Genomic DNA, 13622 nt, shown 5'->3' with positions numbered 1-13622 from the left:
CTCACGTCGGACATCGTGGCAGAACTCGGTCGACGTGAGGGTCGAGTTGGCTACCTCAGCAGCGTGAGCGGGCCGGGTGACAGGGCCTGGAGGAAGTCCGCCGCGTCGAACGCCTCGCCAGGCGCAGCAACGCCCGCAGCGTTCGCGCGACCGTCCAGCAGGCGTACGGCCGCCTCCACGACGAGCGGTGCGCTGATGGCGTAGATGTCCCGTCCGCTCGCGGTGATCCGGTGCGTCCCCGACCCGGTCTCCGCCACCACGTCCACGACGAACTGCTGGGCCGAGCGCCCGCTGTCGTCGGTTGCCGACGGGGGCGGGGTGTCCGCGCTGCGGAGCTCGGAGAGGGCCGACGTGTTGAGGTAGGAGTCGAGCCTGCTCACCGGGAGGTGCCTCGCGAGCAGGATCGGCTCCGAGAACGGCAGCGCGACGACCTCCTGCTCGCCGAGCACGCTGGCGAAGCGCCAGGAGGTGGTGGGCGCAGGATCGGGAAGGGGAGCCAGGGCACCGTCGACGATGGTCTGCCGGCGGGCGGTGTTGCGGCTGCCGGTGATCCGTGTGCCGGCGGTCGGCCACCACCGGTCGAGCCCGATGGCGACGGTCACCGAGGCGGGCTCGGTCGACCCTGCCAGGAGCGCGGTCACGAGGAGGTCCGCGAGGCCGCCGTAGAACGCCATCGCGGGTACGACGGCGACCCCGGCCGCTGCCGCGTCACGGGCTCGCGCGGCGTACACCGCCTCGACGGCGGGCTGCTCCGCGGTGACGTCGAGGTAGTGCGCTCGCGCGGCGACGGTTGCCTCGGATACTGCCACCGCAGTGTCGAGGAACGGACCCGCGACGTTGATGACCGCACCGGCGCCGCTCAGCGCCTCGCGGAGCGTGCCGGGCTGGTCGATGCTGGCCGGACGGATCTCCAGGTCGGGTCGGCCTTCGAGCATCGCCTCGAGGCGATGCTCGTCGCGGCCGGAGAGGATCGGCGCGTGGCCACGGCGCACCAGCTCGTCGACGATGAAGCGGCCCGTGTGGCCGTACGCGCCGTACACGACGACTGGGCCGGAGGAGGGGGTAGGCATGAGGTCAGTATGTGAGGTCGCTGCACAGTGCGGGAGTGAGGTCGCCTGCCGGAATGACCCGTGTCGTCTCCTCGCCGTCGTCCGTGACCTTCGTGAAAGCGACCTCGCCCGGCTCGAGCGTCTCAAGGTCGGCGAGCGTGAATGAGTGGTGGGCGGCCGACCAGTCGTTGTCGCGCGACCAGCCGTAAAGGCTGTACGACATGTCCTCGGTCATCGCAGCGAGCGGCTCCTCGGTCACCCATCCGTCCGTCGGTGCTGTCAACGACCACGTTGCGGCCGCGGTGACAGGCTCCGGTGCGGCCCAGGTGCCGTCCGTCACCGACGAGTCGTCCTCCGCGGACGTGTCGTGGTAGAGCGTGGCCCCGTCGACCGATCCCTCGCACATCAGCAGGTAGCCCACGGGCTGCCCGGAGGCGTCGACCCCGATTGCGGCAACGCCTCCCGGCTCCACCGTGCACGCGCTTAGGGACAGGAGCGCGACGGATGCCGCGCCCGCGGCGATCCACCGACGAGCCCACATCTCGGCAGGGTAGGCCACGGACGGGCCCAGGCCGCGGTGCAGGTGGGCGTTCGCCTTCGCGGCTCTTACACGCCGTCCCGATCCCTGGTGACCACGACCAGCTTCCCTCGGGCGCCTCCGGACTCCATGAGGGCATGGGCCTCGTGGATGTGGTCGAGGTCGAAGACGCGGTCGAGCGGGACCTTCGCGTGCCCGGCCGCGACGTCGTCGAGATAGCCCTGGAGGGTCTCGCGCGGCAGGTCGCTCGCCTCGCCCGAGTACGCGGTGAGGCGTACGCCCTGAGGGAGGTAGCCGATGGGATAGAAGTCCTTGACGATCCACTCGTTGGAGAGCATGCCCGTGAAGCAGACGACGCCGTGGACGCGCGTCGCGCGCAGCGTGTCGGGGAGGGTCGGCGTGCCCACGAGCTCGAGGGCGGCATCCACGCCGGTGGGCACGAGCTCGCGCACCTGGTCGGCGACCGCACCGTCGTCGACGAGGACGTGGTCCACCCCGATCCCGACGAGGGCGTCGGCCTTGGCCGGACTGCGGGTGGTCGACAGCACGGTCATGCCGTGACGCTTAGCGAGGACGGCAGCGGCCATGCCGACGGAGGAGGTGCCGCCACGGATCACGATGCTCTGGCCGGGCTGAGCATCGAGGCCGACGGTGAGCGAGCCGTACGCGGTCTGGAGCATCTCGGGTACCGCGCCGAGCCTCGCCCAATCGAGCGCCGAGCGGAACGGGATGACCTGCTCGGCCGGGACGCACGTGTACTCGGCGTACCCGCCGTCGAAGGTGCGCCCCATGCCGCCCATCATCGTCATCACCTGCTGCCCCTCGGCGAAGGTGCCGGTCGGGTCGGCGTCGACGACCCCGGTCGCCTCGATACCGAGGACGCGGGGGAACGTGACGCCTTCGGCGAGCCCGAGCCTGGTGTGGAGCTCGGAGCGGTTCAGGCCGAACGCCTCCACCTTGATCCGCACCCAACCAGGCGCAGGCTCGGGCACCGGGAGCTCGCGCACGTGGAGGTTGGTGACAGGTCCGGGTTCGTCGAGGACGACGGCTCGCATCGTGGCGGTCATGCAGCACTCCTCTGCCGCGCCGACGTGGTGCGCTGGCTCCGTCAGGCTAGCCCGCGCCCGACCGCTCGCGGCCGGCCGCCGCCGTACGCGCTGCGCGTGCGGCCGCCGCCGAGAACGCCTCGAGCGGACCACGTCCCACGTAGCGTCGCCAGGGGATCGCGAGCGCAGCGGCGAGCGCGACGTGGATCAGCAGGGCGTCGTCGGTCTCCGGCGGCAGCAGCGTCGCGACGAGGACGACGTGCAGCGAGTAGAGCGTGAAGGTCATGCTGCCGATCGCGGCGACGGGCCAGAGCGCGCGACCGACAGCACGCTCGAGCAGCAGCATCGCGCCGAGGACCGCGAGCGCGCTCCCGAGGGTGTGGATCAGGTCCGGTGGAGCGCCGCTGTGCGGTGACGCGATCCCGAGCCACGACCACGTGGTCGTCGGTGTCGTGCCGTAGAACCCGACGTACAGCACGTCGGCGTCAACCGGGCCCGTCGTCGGGTGGCCACCGAGGCCGGCCGACTGCAGCGCGGCGAGCCCGTCGCCGGACAGCCAGCGCGACGATCCGGCGTACGCCGCGACGGCGAGCGCCGCGCCTCCCAGCATGAGCGTCACCGCCACGCCGACCCGCCGTAGCGGCAGGCGACCGATGCCCAGGCCGACGAGCAGGTACGCGGTCCAGGTCAGCACCGGGTAGTAGCCGGTGAGGAGCAGGCTCGACAAGGTCCCGCCCGGGTCGGTGAGCACGGTGCCGAGGTCGGGGAGTGCCGATGCGAGCGTCGTCGGCTCGCCCGCCCTCAGGGTCTGGCTGATGACCGGACCGATCACCGTCCACGCTGCCCCGAGCCCGATCAGCCAGCCCGCTCGAAGCGGCAGCACCGGCAGGGCGACGAGGAAGAGCAGCCCGTAGTAGCAGAGGATCACCGCGAGACCCGACTCGAATCCGCCGAGCACCAGGCCGACCGCGAAGATCACCGCCGCGCGTGCCGTCGTGGCCGCCGCAGCGCCTGCCCACGCCCTCCCCGACGGCGGCCTCGTCCCCCCGCTCGCGAGCGCGATCCCGACCCCGGCGAGGAGGGCGAACAGCGCCGACGCCCGTCCGGCCGCGAGGAGGTGCGCGGTCGACGTCGCCCCGTCCGGCCCGATCTTGGGCTCGAGGTGGGTCGCCATCATGCCGACCAGCGCGACGGCGCGAGCCGCGTCGACGCCGAGGAGTCGGCCTGTCGCGGCCATCGTGGAGCGCTCGCGAACGCGTGGGGCGTCCGTCATGCGCACAGCGTACGGCGGTCGTGACCGCTGCAGGAGCCGTGACAGCGCGGCACACTGAGGGTCATGAGCAAGACCGCGACGGGCGCGAGCAGCGCCATCTACTCGCTGGGGATCTTCGGGGCCTGGTTCTGGTTCTGGCAGGAGGCCGACGGCTTCTGGGAGCACATCTGGGCGATCGTCCAGGGATTGTTCTGGCCCGCGTTCATGGTGTACGAGGCGTTCCAGGCGCTCGGCTGAGCAGCCGGGTCACGGCTCCGGCGGCGCCGCCGAGCGTTCGCGCTCGGGGTACAGCTCCTCGAACACGAGGAACGTGCGCGTCGTCAGGACCCCGGGGATCATCTGGATCTGCTCGAGGATGAGCTGACGCAGCGCGGCGTTGTCCTCGGCGCGCACGAGCACCAACGCGTCGAACTCGCCGCCGAGGAGGGCGACGTGCTCGATGCCCTCGAGCGCGGCGAGCGCGGGACGGATGTCGTGCCACTCCTCCTGCTGGAGCTGGAGGGCGACGTAGGCGGATGTGCCGAGCCCTCGCAGGCCGGGGTCGACCAGTGCCGCGAACCCCGTGATCACGCCGGTGTCGCGGAGCCGCTCGACGCGGGCGTACGCGTTGGCGCGTGAGATGTGCACGGTCTCCGCGAGTCGTCGCATCGACATGCGGCCGTCGCGCTCGAGCTCGCGCAGGATCCGGCGGTCCACGTCGTCGATCGGGGCGCCTGCCATGTGTCTCACTCTCGGCGTCTTCTCGCCGTCGTGATGGACGAACGGCAAGGTTCTTGTGCAGCTGGATGGATGTCTTCTCGAATTCTCGCTCACACTAGCGGACAGATGGGCGAAGTGAGGACTCTTCTCTTAGACGATGCTTCCAGCGGAAGGGCGTGGCGTGAACGTGTCCATCGAGGACGTCATCACCGGATGGGACGGGTCCCTGGTCGCGACCCGGTACGACCGGGAGACCGGAGCCTTCTTCGTGGTCGCGATCCACTCGCGCGAGCGCGGGCCTGCCGCGGGGGGCACGCGAGTGAAGCAGTACGACTCGTACGCCGATGCGGTCACCGACGCGACGCGCCTCGCGGGCGCGATGACGCTCAAGATGGCGGCTGCCGATCTGCCGATGGGTGGCGGGAAGGCCGTCATCGCGTTGCCGGCGCCGCGCCGCGAGCTCGCGGACGACCACTGGCGACGCATCCTCGAGCTCCACGCCGAGAACCTCAAGACGCTGGGGGGCAGCTATTGGACGGGCCCTGACCTCGGGACGTCGTCGGCGGACATGGACGTCGTCTGCGGGTTCGGCGCGCCGGCGTTCGGGAGGTCGGAGGCCGCCGGGGGTTCCGGCTCGAGCGCACCGGCCACTGCGCTGGGCGTGCACGTCGCCATCGTCGCGTCGGCTGCCGAGGTGGGGATCGATGACCTCGCCGGGTGCCGCATCGCCGTGCAGGGGCTCGGCGCCGTCGGCATGGAGGTCGTCGAGCTGGCGCGAAAGGACGGCGCTCACCTGATCGTCACCGACATCGACCCGGTGCTGTGCGAGCGGGCCGCTGCGCTCGGCGCCGAGGTCGTACCCCCCGACGCGATCCTCGGCGTCGAGTCCGACGTCTTCTCCCCGTGCGCGGTCGGCGGCGTGATCGACGTCGACGTCGCGCGGACGATCCGTACCCGGGCGGTCGTCGGCTCCGCTAACAACGTCCTCACCGACACGGCGGCGGGTGACGAGCTGGCACGGCGTGGGATCGTCCTCGCGCCCGACTTCGTCGCTAGCGGAGGCGGTGCGATCCACCTGATCGGCCGTGAGGTGCTGGGTTGGACCGCCGAGGAGGTCGCCACCCACGTCGAGGGGATCGCCGACACGCTCCGCGAGGTGTTCGTACGGTCGCGGGTGGGCGGCATCAGCCACGATCACGCCGCTCGGGACCTGGCGGACGAGAGGCTCGGCAGGGCGGGCTCGCGCGTGTAGTCTGATACAGAACGATCGGTCAGTAAATACTGGTCAGCCCATCACGTGCAGGAGGCGCCATGACCAGCGCGCCACAGGTCGACGCTGTATCGCCGGACGAGGCTGCGCTTCTCGAGCAGTTCGAGCAGACGATCGCGCACAACGACCGCATCGAGCCGCGCGACTGGATGCCCGAGCGCTACCGCAGGACGCTCGTCCGCCAGATCGCCCAGCACGCGCACTCCGAGATCATCGGGATGCAGCCCGAGGGCAGCTGGATCACCCGCGCGCCCTCGCTGCGCCGCAAGGCGATCCTGCTTGCGAAGGTGCAGGACGAGGCCGGCCACGGGCTCTACCTCTACTCGGCGACCGAGACCCTCGGGGTCTCCCGGGCCGAGCTCACGCAGATGCTCCTCGAGGGTCGCCAGAAGTACTCCTCGATCTTCAACTACCCGGCGCTCACATATGCCGACGTCGGCACGATCGGCTGGCTCGTCGACGGCGCCGCGATCTGCAACCAGGTGCCGCTGTGCCGCACCTCCTACGGGCCGTACGGCCGCGCGATGATCCGCATCTGCAAGGAGGAGTCGTTCCACCAGCGTCAGGGCTACGAGCTGCTGATGACGATGATGCGTGGCACGGACGAGCAGCGCGCGATGGTGCAGGAGTCCGTCGACCGGTTCTGGTGGCCGTCGCTGATGATGTTCGGACCGCCGGACGACCAGTCGCCCAACACGGCGCAGTCGATGGCGTGGGGGATCAAGCGCGACACCAACGACGACCTGCGCCAGAAGATGGTCGACATGACCGTCCCGCAGGCGGAGGCGCTCGGCGTGACGCTCCCCGACGCGACGCTGGCGTGGAACGCCGAGCGCGGGCACTACGACTTCGCGCAGCCCGACTGGGACGAGTTCGCCGACGTCATCAGCGGCAACGGCCCGTGCAACGCCCAGCGCCTCGCCCACCGCAGGCGGGCGCACGACGAGGGAGCGTGGGTACGCGATGCCGCGACCGCCTTCGTGCAGGCTCCGCTGGTTGAGCGACTTGGGTTGAGGAGGGCCGAGGAACGAGGCCCGTCTCGAAACCCGCAGCGAGTCGAAACCGAGCCACCCCGATGAGCGGCGTGAGGGCCGAGTGGCCGCTCTACGAGGTGTTCGTCCGCGGCAAGCGCGGGCTCAACCACGTGCACGTCGGCTCGCTCCACGCACCCGACGACGAGATGGCCGTGCGGCACGCGCGCGACGTCTACACGCGCCGCAGCGAGGGCGTGAGCATCTGGGTCGTGCGCTCGGACGCGATCACGGCGTCGAGCCCGGACGAGAAGGACCCGATGTTCGCGCCGAGCGCCGACAAGGTCTACCGGCACCCGACGTTCTACGACATCCCCGACGACGTCCCTCACATGTGAGGTCGTGATGGTCTCGACAGGTCCGACCGACGAGCAGCCCGACACGGACAACCCGTACGCCGGACTGCTCGGCGGCGACCCGTCCCACTGGGCGTTCGGGATCGCGGCGTACGACGCGCAGAGCGCCGACCCGCTCGCCGGCGTCGACGCCACGCTCCCGGACGGGGTCGACCGGCGCGACCTCGCGACGTACGCGGTGATGCTCGCCGACGACGCGCTCGTCATGTCGCACCGCCTCTCGCAGTGGTGCAGCAACGCGCCGGATCTGGAGGAGGACATCGCGCTCGCGAACACGGCGCTCGACCTCCTCGGTCAGGCGCGGCTGCTGCTGGCCCGTGCGGCCGCGGCCGATCCGTCGGTGGTGCCTGCCTTGCCGGAGGGGTCGCCGGTCCTGCCGGAGGATGCGCTGGCGTACTTCCGGGAGGCCGGCGACTTCCGCAACGTGCGGCTCGCCGAGGTCGAGGACCGGGACTTCGCGGACGTGGTCGTGCGGCTGCTCGTGTTCTCGACGTGGCGGCTGGCGCTGCTCGAGCGGCTCCGCGGCAGCCGTGACTCGGTGCTCGCCGCCGTCGCCGCGAAGGGCGTCAAGGAGCTGGCGTACCACCGCGACTACGCCGGGCGCTGGTTCCTCACTCTCGCGCAGGGCACCGACGAGTCGCGGGCACGGACCGTCGCGGCGCTCGACCGCATATGGCCGCTGCGCAGTGAGCTCACCGACGTCCACGACGTCGAGGCACGGGTGGCGGACTGCGGCGTGGGGGTCGACCCCTCGACGGTGTCCGCAGAGGTCGACGCGGTCCTCGCGCAGGTGTTCGCGGTCAGCGACGTCGTACGCCCGGACGCGTCGCCCCTCGCCGGCGTGCACGGGCGCAAGGGGCGGGACGGACTCCACACCGAGGCGCTGAGCCGGATGCTCGCCGAGATGCAGGTCGTGGCGCGCGCGCACCCGATGGGGAGGTGGTGACCGTGCTGGCGGCGGACCAGGTGGCGTACGGCGTCGCCGCGCGCGTCGTCGACCCGGAGATGCCGATGCTCACCCTCGAGGACCTCGGCGTGTTGCGCGCCGTCCAGGTCGAGGACGACGGGAGCGTGGTCGCGACCATCACCCCGACGTACTCGGGATGTCCCGCGATGACGTCGATGCGCGACGACCTCGTCCGTACGCTCCGGGGTGCGGGCTTCGCCGACGTGCGGGTCGACGTGGTGCTGGAGCCCGCCTGGTCGAGCGACTGGATCAGCGAACGCGGTCGTCGCGCCCTCGCCGCGCACGGGCTGTCTGCACCCGGCCCCGCTCCCCGGTACGACGGGCCGGTGCCGCTGACGCTGGTCCCGACTCGTCGCGCGGTGCGGTGCCCGCGGTGCGGAGCGTCCGACGCCGCGCTGACGTCGGAGTTCGGTCCGACCGCCTGCAAGGCGTTGTATCGGTGCGTCCGCTGCAGCGAGCCGTTCGAGCACGTGAAGGAGATCTGACGTGCCCGCGTTCGGGACCCTGACCGTCGCCGGCATCGAGAGGCTCACCGACGACGCCGTCGCGGTCACCTTCGACGTCCCCGACGACCTCGCCGACGCGTACGTGTTCGCTGCCGGGCAGTCGCTCACGCTGCGCCGCTTCGTCGACGGGCAGGAGCAGCGCCGGTCGTATTCGATCTGCGCACCCGTCGGAGACCGCCTCCGCATCGGCGTGCGAGAGATCCCCGACGGGATGTTCTCCCGCTGGCTCTCGCGCGACGTGACGCCCGGGACCGAGGTCGAGGTGCTGCCGCCGGCGGGAGGTTTCCGTGCCGACCCCGCCGAGGGTGGCCGCCACCTGTGCATCGCCGCCGGCTCCGGGATCACGCCGATGCTGTCGATCGCGAGCACCGTGCTGAGGAACCCCGACGCGACCGTCACCCTCGTGTACGGCAACCGTCGGACGTCGACGGTGATGTTCGTCGAGGAGCTGGCCGACCTCAAGAACCGTTACTGCTCGCGCTTCGAGCTCGTCCACGTGCTGTCCCGCGAGCCGCGCGACGTCGACCTGTTCTCGGGGCGTCTCGAAGCCGACCGGCTGCGTGAGCTGCTGACGCTCCTCGTCCCGGTCAGCGACCTCGACCACGTGTGGCTGTGCGGACCGTTCGCGATGCTCGCCGACGCGCGCGCCGTGCTGTCCGAGCTCGGCGTGGCGCAGGAGCGGGTGCACGTCGAGCTGTTCTACGTGGACGAGCCGCCGCCGGAGGTGCACCGCGCGGACCCTGTCGTCGACGGCGCGACGAGCGACGTCACGGTGGTCCTCGAGGGGCGCAGCGCCACGTCGCCGATGTCGCGTGGCGAGACGATCCTCGACGCGGCCCAGCGCGTTCGTACGGACCTGCCGTTCGCGTGCAAGGGCGGCGTCTGTGGCACGTGCCGGGCGCAGCTGCGCGACGGGGAGGTCGACATGCGGCGCAACTACGCGCTGACGCCCGACGAGCTCGAGCGCGGGTTCGTGCTCACCTGCCAGTCGTTCCCGGTCAGCGACACCCTCACCGTGGACTTCGACGCGTGAGCAGGCCGGACGAGCACGCGCAGCAGCGGGCCGAGCGCAGCGCCGCGGCGATGTGGGAGGGGGACGCCGCGAGCAAGGCGCTGGGGATGACCATCGAGGACGTCGCCCCTGGTCGTGCCCGGGTCTCGATGGTCGTCCGCGACGACATGGTCAACGGGCACGCCCTGTGCCACGGGGGCCTCATCGCGTCGCTGGCCGACTCCGCGTTCGCGGTGGCATGCAACACCGACGGCGTCGTCACGGTCGCGGCCGGCTTCGACGTCACGTTCCTCCAGCCTGCGCACCTCGGCGACACGCTCGTGGCAGAGGCGGCCGAGCGGGCACGGCAAGGCCGGTCGGGCGTGTACGACGTGACGGTGCGGCGCTCCCACGACGGAGCGACGGTCGCCGAGTTCCGGGGGCGCAGCCGAAGCCTCGGACGCCCGATCGAGTGACTCAGGCCTGAGGCAGCGCGAGCCCGTCGAACGCCAACGACACGACAGCGTCCGCGAGCACGGCGACGTCGACGTCCCCGTCGGCTCGGTACCACTCGGTCAACGAGTTCACCATCCCGAAGACCAGGCGGCTGATCAGCTCGGGAGAGACGTCGTCGCGCAGCGCGCCCTCGGCGACAGCGCTGCGGACCAGGCCGGCGAGCTGCTCGTCGATGTGGCGCCGCCGCTCGAGCGCCTGCAGCTCGATCGCGCTGTTGCCGCGCACGCGCAGCAGCAGCGTGACCGACGGGAGCTTGTCGACGAGGACCTCGACGCTGCGGCGCACCGCCGTACGGAGGCTCTCGTACGCGCTCATGGCGGGCGACTCGCGAACGGCAGCGTCGATCACGACCTCGAGCGAGTCGAGCGCGTCGTCGAGGGCGAGCGAGAGCAGGTGCTCCTTGCTCGGGACGTGGTGGTAGATCGCGGACTTCGTGAGACCGAGCTCCGAGGCCAGGTCGCCGACGCTCGTCGCGTCGTACCCGCGCCGGTTGAAGACCTCGACCGCCCGCCGCACGAGGGTCTCCTGGTCGTACCCCGGCCGTCCGCGGCGAGTCGTGCCCTCCGAAGTCCCGGCGCCCATGCAGACACCGTCTCACAGCGGATCGGTGCGTGATGCGTGAGTATCAGCGGGTGCAGACCTACGACATCAAGCGCGAGCGCAAGGACCTCTACGCACCCAGGGCCGACGAGTTCGTGCTCGTCGACGTGCCGGAGATGGCCTTCGTGATGGTCGATGGTCACGGTGACCCCAACACGTCCTCGGCGTACAAGGAGGCGGTCGAGGCGCTCTACACGACGTCGTACGCCGTCCGCGCGCTCGCGAAGGCGCAGCTGGATCGTGTGCACACCGTGGCGCCGCTGGAGGGCCTGTGGTCGGCCGAGGACTGGGCGGTCTTCCGGACGCGCGAGAAGAGCGCGTGGGACTGGACGATGATGATCGCCCAGCCGGACTGGATCACCGCCGACCTCGCCGACGAGGCGCTCGCCGCGGCACGACGGAAGAAGGCGTTGCCGGCGCTCGAACTGCTGCGTTTCGACCGGTTCCGCGAGGGGCGCAGCGTCCAGATCCTCCACCGAGGCTCGTACGACGACGAGGCCCCGACGCTGCGCCGCCTCCACGACGAGTTCCTTCCCGCCCACGGGCTCGAGCCGCGCGAGCGCCACCACGAGATCTACCTGTCCGACCCGCGCAAGACCGAGCCCGCGAGGCTCAGGACGATCCTGCGGCAGCCGGTGACCGAACGGACCCGGTGAGCCGGTTCAGCCAGCGGATGCTCGCACAATGACTACGCTCCTGAGTGGTTGTCGGCGAGCATCGGATGGCGACGATGAACGGTTCGGCGGGTCTACGACGCCTCGTACGCCCTGTGGTGCTGCTCGCGCTGTCGCTCGCGGCGGGCTGGATCATCATCGGTCTCGTCGGGGCGGTCGACTGGCAGGCTGTCGGTGACGCGCTGGGGCAGCTGCACCTGTGGCAGCTGGTGCTGCTCGTCGCCGTCGTGGTCCTGCGGCAGGCCCTCAATGCCTGGCCGCTGGCGATCTTCATCGACGGGCTCGGGCTTCCTCGGGCGGTGGTGAACGACCAGGCGTCGATCCTGATGTGCACGCTTGCCCCGCCGCCTGCGGACCTGGCGATCAGGATGACGATGTTCGCCGGGTGGGGGATCGACGTGTCGCGCGGGTTGGCGGGCGTCGTGATGAACACGGTGTCGTTCTACGTGGTCCGCTGGTCTGCTCCCGTGATCGGTTTCGTCCTCGTGCTGACCGACCGGTTCGACTCGTCGTTCGCGACCGGAGCGCTGGCCGGGGGGCTGGCGGCCCTCGCTCTCGTGGTCGCGATCTGGGTGATCGCGAGCGGCGCGTCGGCGGCTCGCTGGGTCGGCCGGTCGGCGGGTCGGGTCGTCCGTGTGGTGCGACGCAGTGTCGACCCGGACGTGTGGGCGCAGAGCGTGGCGACCTTTCGTGGACACATCGCGGACAAGCTCCGCCGCGGCTTCCCGCGCTCGCTGCTGGCGCTGCTCGCGATGATGGTGTGCGACGCGACCGCTCTCCTGCTCGCGGTGCGGTTCGTCGGTGTCTCGTCCGACGCGCTCCCGTCGATCGAGATCGTCGCCGCGTACTTCCTCACCTATCCGCTGACGATGCTTCCCGTCTTCGGGATCGGTGCTCTGGACGCGGCGGCAGTCGCCATCATGGTCGCCTACGCCGGGATCTCGTACGAGGCTCCGCTCGTGGCCGCGATGATCGTGTGGCGCGCCGTCACGATCGGCACGCCGCTGACGCTCGGCGCCTTCGCCGTGCTGCTCTGGCGACGGATGGGCCCGGCTCCTGATCCCGTCGCCCCGACGGCCCCGGCGTCAGGATGAGTCGCTCAGGACGCGCATCCCGGTCGATCCGCACGCTGGTGCTGCTCACCGCGTCGTTGCTGCTGGGGTGGTTCATCATCGTCCGCGTCGGCACGGTCGACTGGGAGGACGTCGGCGACGCGCTCGCGAAGCTGGCGGCGTGGCAGCTCGTAGTGCTGTTCGGTGTCGTGGTCGTGCGCCAGGTCCTGAGCGCTGTCCCGACGGCCCTCTTCGTCCCCGGGCTGGGCATGACTCGCGCCGTCGTGAGCGACCAGGCCGCCATGTTGATGCGCGTCGTGGCGCCACCGCCGGCCGACACCGCGATCCGTCTCACGATGCTCGCGCGGTGGCGCGTCGAGCCACCGGCCGCGGTCGCCGGGGTGGTCATGACGAAGGTCGCCCACAACACGGTGCGGTGGTCCGCGCCGGTGATCGGGTTCGTCCTCGTGCTCACCGACAGGTTCGACTCGTCGTTCGGTGCTGGAGCCCTCGCCGGAGGATCGGTCGCGGCGGTCATCCTCGTCGTGGTCTACCTCGTCGCGCGGGGACGGACGACGGCGGGCCGCGTCGGGCTCGTTGCCGGGCGGAGCGTCCGTACGGTCCGGCGCAGCGTCGATCCCGAGGAGTGGGAGGCGGCGGCCACCGCGTTCCGCGAACAGATCTCGGGCCGCCTCTCGACGGGACTGCCCCGGTCGCTGGCGGCACTGCTGGTGATGCTCGCGTGCGACGCCGCGATCCTGCTGCTGAGCGTGCGGTTCGTCGGGGTCGGAGCCGACGCGCTGCCTGCCAGCGAGGCGGTCGCCGCGTACCTGCTGGTCTATCCCATGACCCTGCTGCCGATCTTCGGCCTCGGGGTCCTCGACGCGTCCGCCGTCGCGATCATGGTCGCGTACGCGGGTCCGGAGCTCGAGGGCTCCCTGGTCGCCGCGCTGTTCGTGTGGCGCACCGTGACGATCGGCGCCGCGCTCGTCCTCGGCGGCGTCGCGGTGCTCGCCGGTCGGCTCATGCCTCCGGCGCGCCGAGACGGCTGACG

17 protein-coding genes are annotated in these 13622 nt (G+C 71.2%); 11 read left to right on the top strand and 6 right to left on the bottom strand.

What is annotated here, in order from left to right:
• Positions 1 to 50: 50 nt before the first annotated feature.
• From GH747_RS20470 to GH747_RS20455, 4 genes are all read right to left on the bottom strand, one after another.
• The gene (locus tag GH747_RS20470) at positions 51 to 1070 is read right to left on the bottom strand and encodes a saccharopine dehydrogenase NADP-binding domain-containing protein (protein ID WP_149771491.1); all 1020 of its coding nucleotides are present in this window, start codon (positions 1068 to 1070) and stop codon (positions 51 to 53) included.
• A gap of 4 nt (positions 1071 to 1074) precedes the next feature.
• A complete protein-coding gene (locus tag GH747_RS20465) occupies positions 1075 to 1590 on the bottom strand; it encodes a hypothetical protein (RefSeq protein WP_149771490.1) in 516 nt (171 codons plus the stop codon).
• A 65-nt stretch (positions 1591 to 1655) separates the two neighbouring features.
• Positions 1656 to 2654, bottom strand: a complete 999-nt coding sequence (locus tag GH747_RS20460) for a zinc-binding alcohol dehydrogenase family protein (protein WP_149771489.1) — start codon at positions 2652 to 2654, stop codon at positions 1656 to 1658.
• Positions 2655 to 2700: 46 nt separating this feature from the next.
• Complete coding sequence (locus GH747_RS20455) at positions 2701 to 3906, bottom strand: heparan-alpha-glucosaminide N-acetyltransferase domain-containing protein (protein ID WP_149771488.1); 1206 nt, start codon at positions 3904 to 3906, stop codon at positions 2701 to 2703.
• A gap of 63 nt (positions 3907 to 3969) precedes the next feature.
• On the opposite strand from GH747_RS20455, the gene GH747_RS20450 reads away from it, so the two are divergent.
• On the top strand, positions 3970 to 4143 hold the full coding sequence (locus GH747_RS20450; RefSeq protein WP_163695846.1) for a hypothetical protein: 174 nt from the start codon (positions 3970 to 3972) through the stop codon (positions 4141 to 4143).
• Between the two features lie 9 nt (positions 4144 to 4152).
• Here GH747_RS20450 and GH747_RS20445 read toward each other — a convergent pair whose 3' ends face one another.
• Positions 4153 to 4626, bottom strand: a complete 474-nt coding sequence (locus GH747_RS20445) for an Lrp/AsnC family transcriptional regulator (RefSeq protein ID WP_149771487.1) — start codon at positions 4624 to 4626, stop codon at positions 4153 to 4155.
• Between the two features lie 160 nt (positions 4627 to 4786).
• On the opposite strand from GH747_RS20445, the gene GH747_RS20440 reads away from it, so the two are divergent.
• From GH747_RS20440 to paaI, 7 genes are read left to right on the top strand one after another with little or no spacing between them, the layout of a single operon-like run.
• Positions 4787 to 5857 (top strand): Glu/Leu/Phe/Val dehydrogenase family protein, encoded by a 1071-nt coding sequence (locus tag GH747_RS20440; RefSeq protein ID WP_205603047.1) that lies wholly within the window; start codon positions 4787 to 4789, stop codon positions 5855 to 5857.
• A 59-nt stretch (positions 5858 to 5916) separates the two neighbouring features.
• Positions 5917 to 6954, top strand: a complete 1038-nt coding sequence (gene paaA / locus GH747_RS20435; RefSeq protein WP_149771486.1) for a 1,2-phenylacetyl-CoA epoxidase subunit PaaA — start codon at positions 5917 to 5919, stop codon at positions 6952 to 6954.
• Positions 6951 to 7244 (top strand): 1,2-phenylacetyl-CoA epoxidase subunit PaaB, encoded by a 294-nt coding sequence (gene paaB / locus GH747_RS20430; protein ID WP_149771485.1) that lies wholly within the window; start codon positions 6951 to 6953, stop codon positions 7242 to 7244. The genes paaA and paaB overlap by 4 nt, the downstream gene beginning before the upstream one ends.
• A 7-nt stretch (positions 7245 to 7251) precedes the next feature.
• Positions 7252 to 8208, top strand: a complete 957-nt coding sequence (paaC, locus tag GH747_RS20425; RefSeq protein WP_149771484.1) for a 1,2-phenylacetyl-CoA epoxidase subunit PaaC — start codon at positions 7252 to 7254, stop codon at positions 8206 to 8208.
• On the top strand, positions 8205 to 8714 hold the full coding sequence (gene paaD / locus GH747_RS20420) for a 1,2-phenylacetyl-CoA epoxidase subunit PaaD (RefSeq protein ID WP_228553025.1): 510 nt from the start codon (positions 8205 to 8207) through the stop codon (positions 8712 to 8714). Before paaC ends, paaD begins: the two co-directional genes overlap by 4 nt.
• A gap of 1 nt (position 8715) precedes the next feature.
• Positions 8716 to 9768, top strand: coding sequence for a 1,2-phenylacetyl-CoA epoxidase subunit PaaE (paaE, locus tag GH747_RS20415; protein ID WP_149771483.1), 1053 nt, complete (start codon positions 8716 to 8718; stop codon positions 9766 to 9768).
• Positions 9765 to 10202 carry a hydroxyphenylacetyl-CoA thioesterase PaaI gene (gene paaI / locus GH747_RS20410; RefSeq protein WP_228553024.1) on the top strand — a complete coding sequence of 146 codons (438 nt, stop codon included), beginning with the start codon at positions 9765 to 9767 and terminating at the stop codon, positions 10200 to 10202. The genes paaE and paaI overlap by 4 nt, the downstream gene beginning before the upstream one ends.
• A gap of 1 nt (position 10203) precedes the next feature.
• Here paaI and GH747_RS20405 read toward each other — a convergent pair whose 3' ends face one another.
• The gene (locus tag GH747_RS20405; RefSeq protein ID WP_149771482.1) at positions 10204 to 10824 is read right to left on the bottom strand and encodes a TetR/AcrR family transcriptional regulator; all 621 of its coding nucleotides are present in this window, start codon (positions 10822 to 10824) and stop codon (positions 10204 to 10206) included.
• 32 nt (positions 10825 to 10856) lie between these two features.
• On the opposite strand from GH747_RS20405, the gene GH747_RS20400 reads away from it, so the two are divergent.
• The 3 genes from GH747_RS20400 to GH747_RS20390 all read left to right on the top strand — a co-directional run bounded on the left by GH747_RS20400 (position 10857) and on the right by GH747_RS20390 (position 13620).
• The gene (locus tag GH747_RS20400) at positions 10857 to 11498 is read left to right on the top strand and encodes a GyrI-like domain-containing protein (protein ID WP_149771481.1); all 642 of its coding nucleotides are present in this window, start codon (positions 10857 to 10859) and stop codon (positions 11496 to 11498) included.
• A 74-nt stretch (positions 11499 to 11572) separates the two neighbouring features.
• On the top strand, positions 11573 to 12610 hold the full coding sequence (locus GH747_RS20395; protein WP_163695841.1) for a lysylphosphatidylglycerol synthase domain-containing protein: 1038 nt from the start codon (positions 11573 to 11575) through the stop codon (positions 12608 to 12610).
• Positions 12607 to 13620, top strand: a complete 1014-nt coding sequence (locus tag GH747_RS20390; protein ID WP_149771479.1) for a lysylphosphatidylglycerol synthase domain-containing protein — start codon at positions 12607 to 12609, stop codon at positions 13618 to 13620. The genes GH747_RS20395 and GH747_RS20390 overlap by 4 nt, the downstream gene beginning before the upstream one ends.
• Positions 13621 to 13622 lie beyond the last annotated feature (2 nt).

It is taken from the genome of Mumia xiangluensis (assembly GCF_010994095.1).
In the GTDB taxonomy this organism is placed as follows: Bacteria; Actinomycetota; Actinomycetes; order Propionibacteriales; family Nocardioidaceae; genus Mumia; species Mumia xiangluensis.
The sequence above is the reverse complement of the archived record's forward strand: the minus strand, read 5'-3'. Positions and strand labels throughout refer to the sequence as shown.

Coding starts and splice junctions, on each gene's coding strand:
- GH747_RS20445 (WP_149771487.1), bottom strand. CDS start 4,626: ATGGCAGGCGCCCCGATCGACGACGTGGACCGCCGGATCCTGCGCGAG.
- paaC (WP_149771484.1), top strand. CDS start 7,252: ATGGTCTCGACAGGTCCGACCGACGAGCAGCCCGACACGGACAACCCG.
- GH747_RS20405 (WP_149771482.1), bottom strand. CDS start 10,824: ATGGGCGCCGGGACTTCGGAGGGCACGACTCGCCGCGGACGGCCGGGG.
- paaB (WP_149771485.1), top strand. CDS start 6,951: ATGAGCGGCGTGAGGGCCGAGTGGCCGCTCTACGAGGTGTTCGTCCGC.
- paaA (WP_149771486.1), top strand. CDS start 5,917: ATGACCAGCGCGCCACAGGTCGACGCTGTATCGCCGGACGAGGCTGCG.
- GH747_RS20465 (WP_149771490.1), bottom strand. CDS start 1,590: ATGTGGGCTCGTCGGTGGATCGCCGCGGGCGCGGCATCCGTCGCGCTC.
- GH747_RS20390 (WP_149771479.1), top strand. CDS start 12,607: ATGAGTCGCTCAGGACGCGCATCCCGGTCGATCCGCACGCTGGTGCTG.
- GH747_RS20470 (WP_149771491.1), bottom strand. CDS start 1,070: ATGCCTACCCCCTCCTCCGGCCCAGTCGTCGTGTACGGCGCGTACGGC.
- GH747_RS20455 (WP_149771488.1), bottom strand. CDS start 3,906: ATGACGGACGCCCCACGCGTTCGCGAGCGCTCCACGATGGCCGCGACA.
- GH747_RS20400 (WP_149771481.1), top strand. CDS start 10,857: ATGCGTGAGTATCAGCGGGTGCAGACCTACGACATCAAGCGCGAGCGC.
- GH747_RS20450 (WP_163695846.1), top strand. CDS start 3,970: ATGAGCAAGACCGCGACGGGCGCGAGCAGCGCCATCTACTCGCTGGGG.
- GH747_RS20460 (WP_149771489.1), bottom strand. CDS start 2,654: ATGACCGCCACGATGCGAGCCGTCGTCCTCGACGAACCCGGACCTGTC.
- GH747_RS20395 (WP_163695841.1), top strand. CDS start 11,573: ATGAACGGTTCGGCGGGTCTACGACGCCTCGTACGCCCTGTGGTGCTG.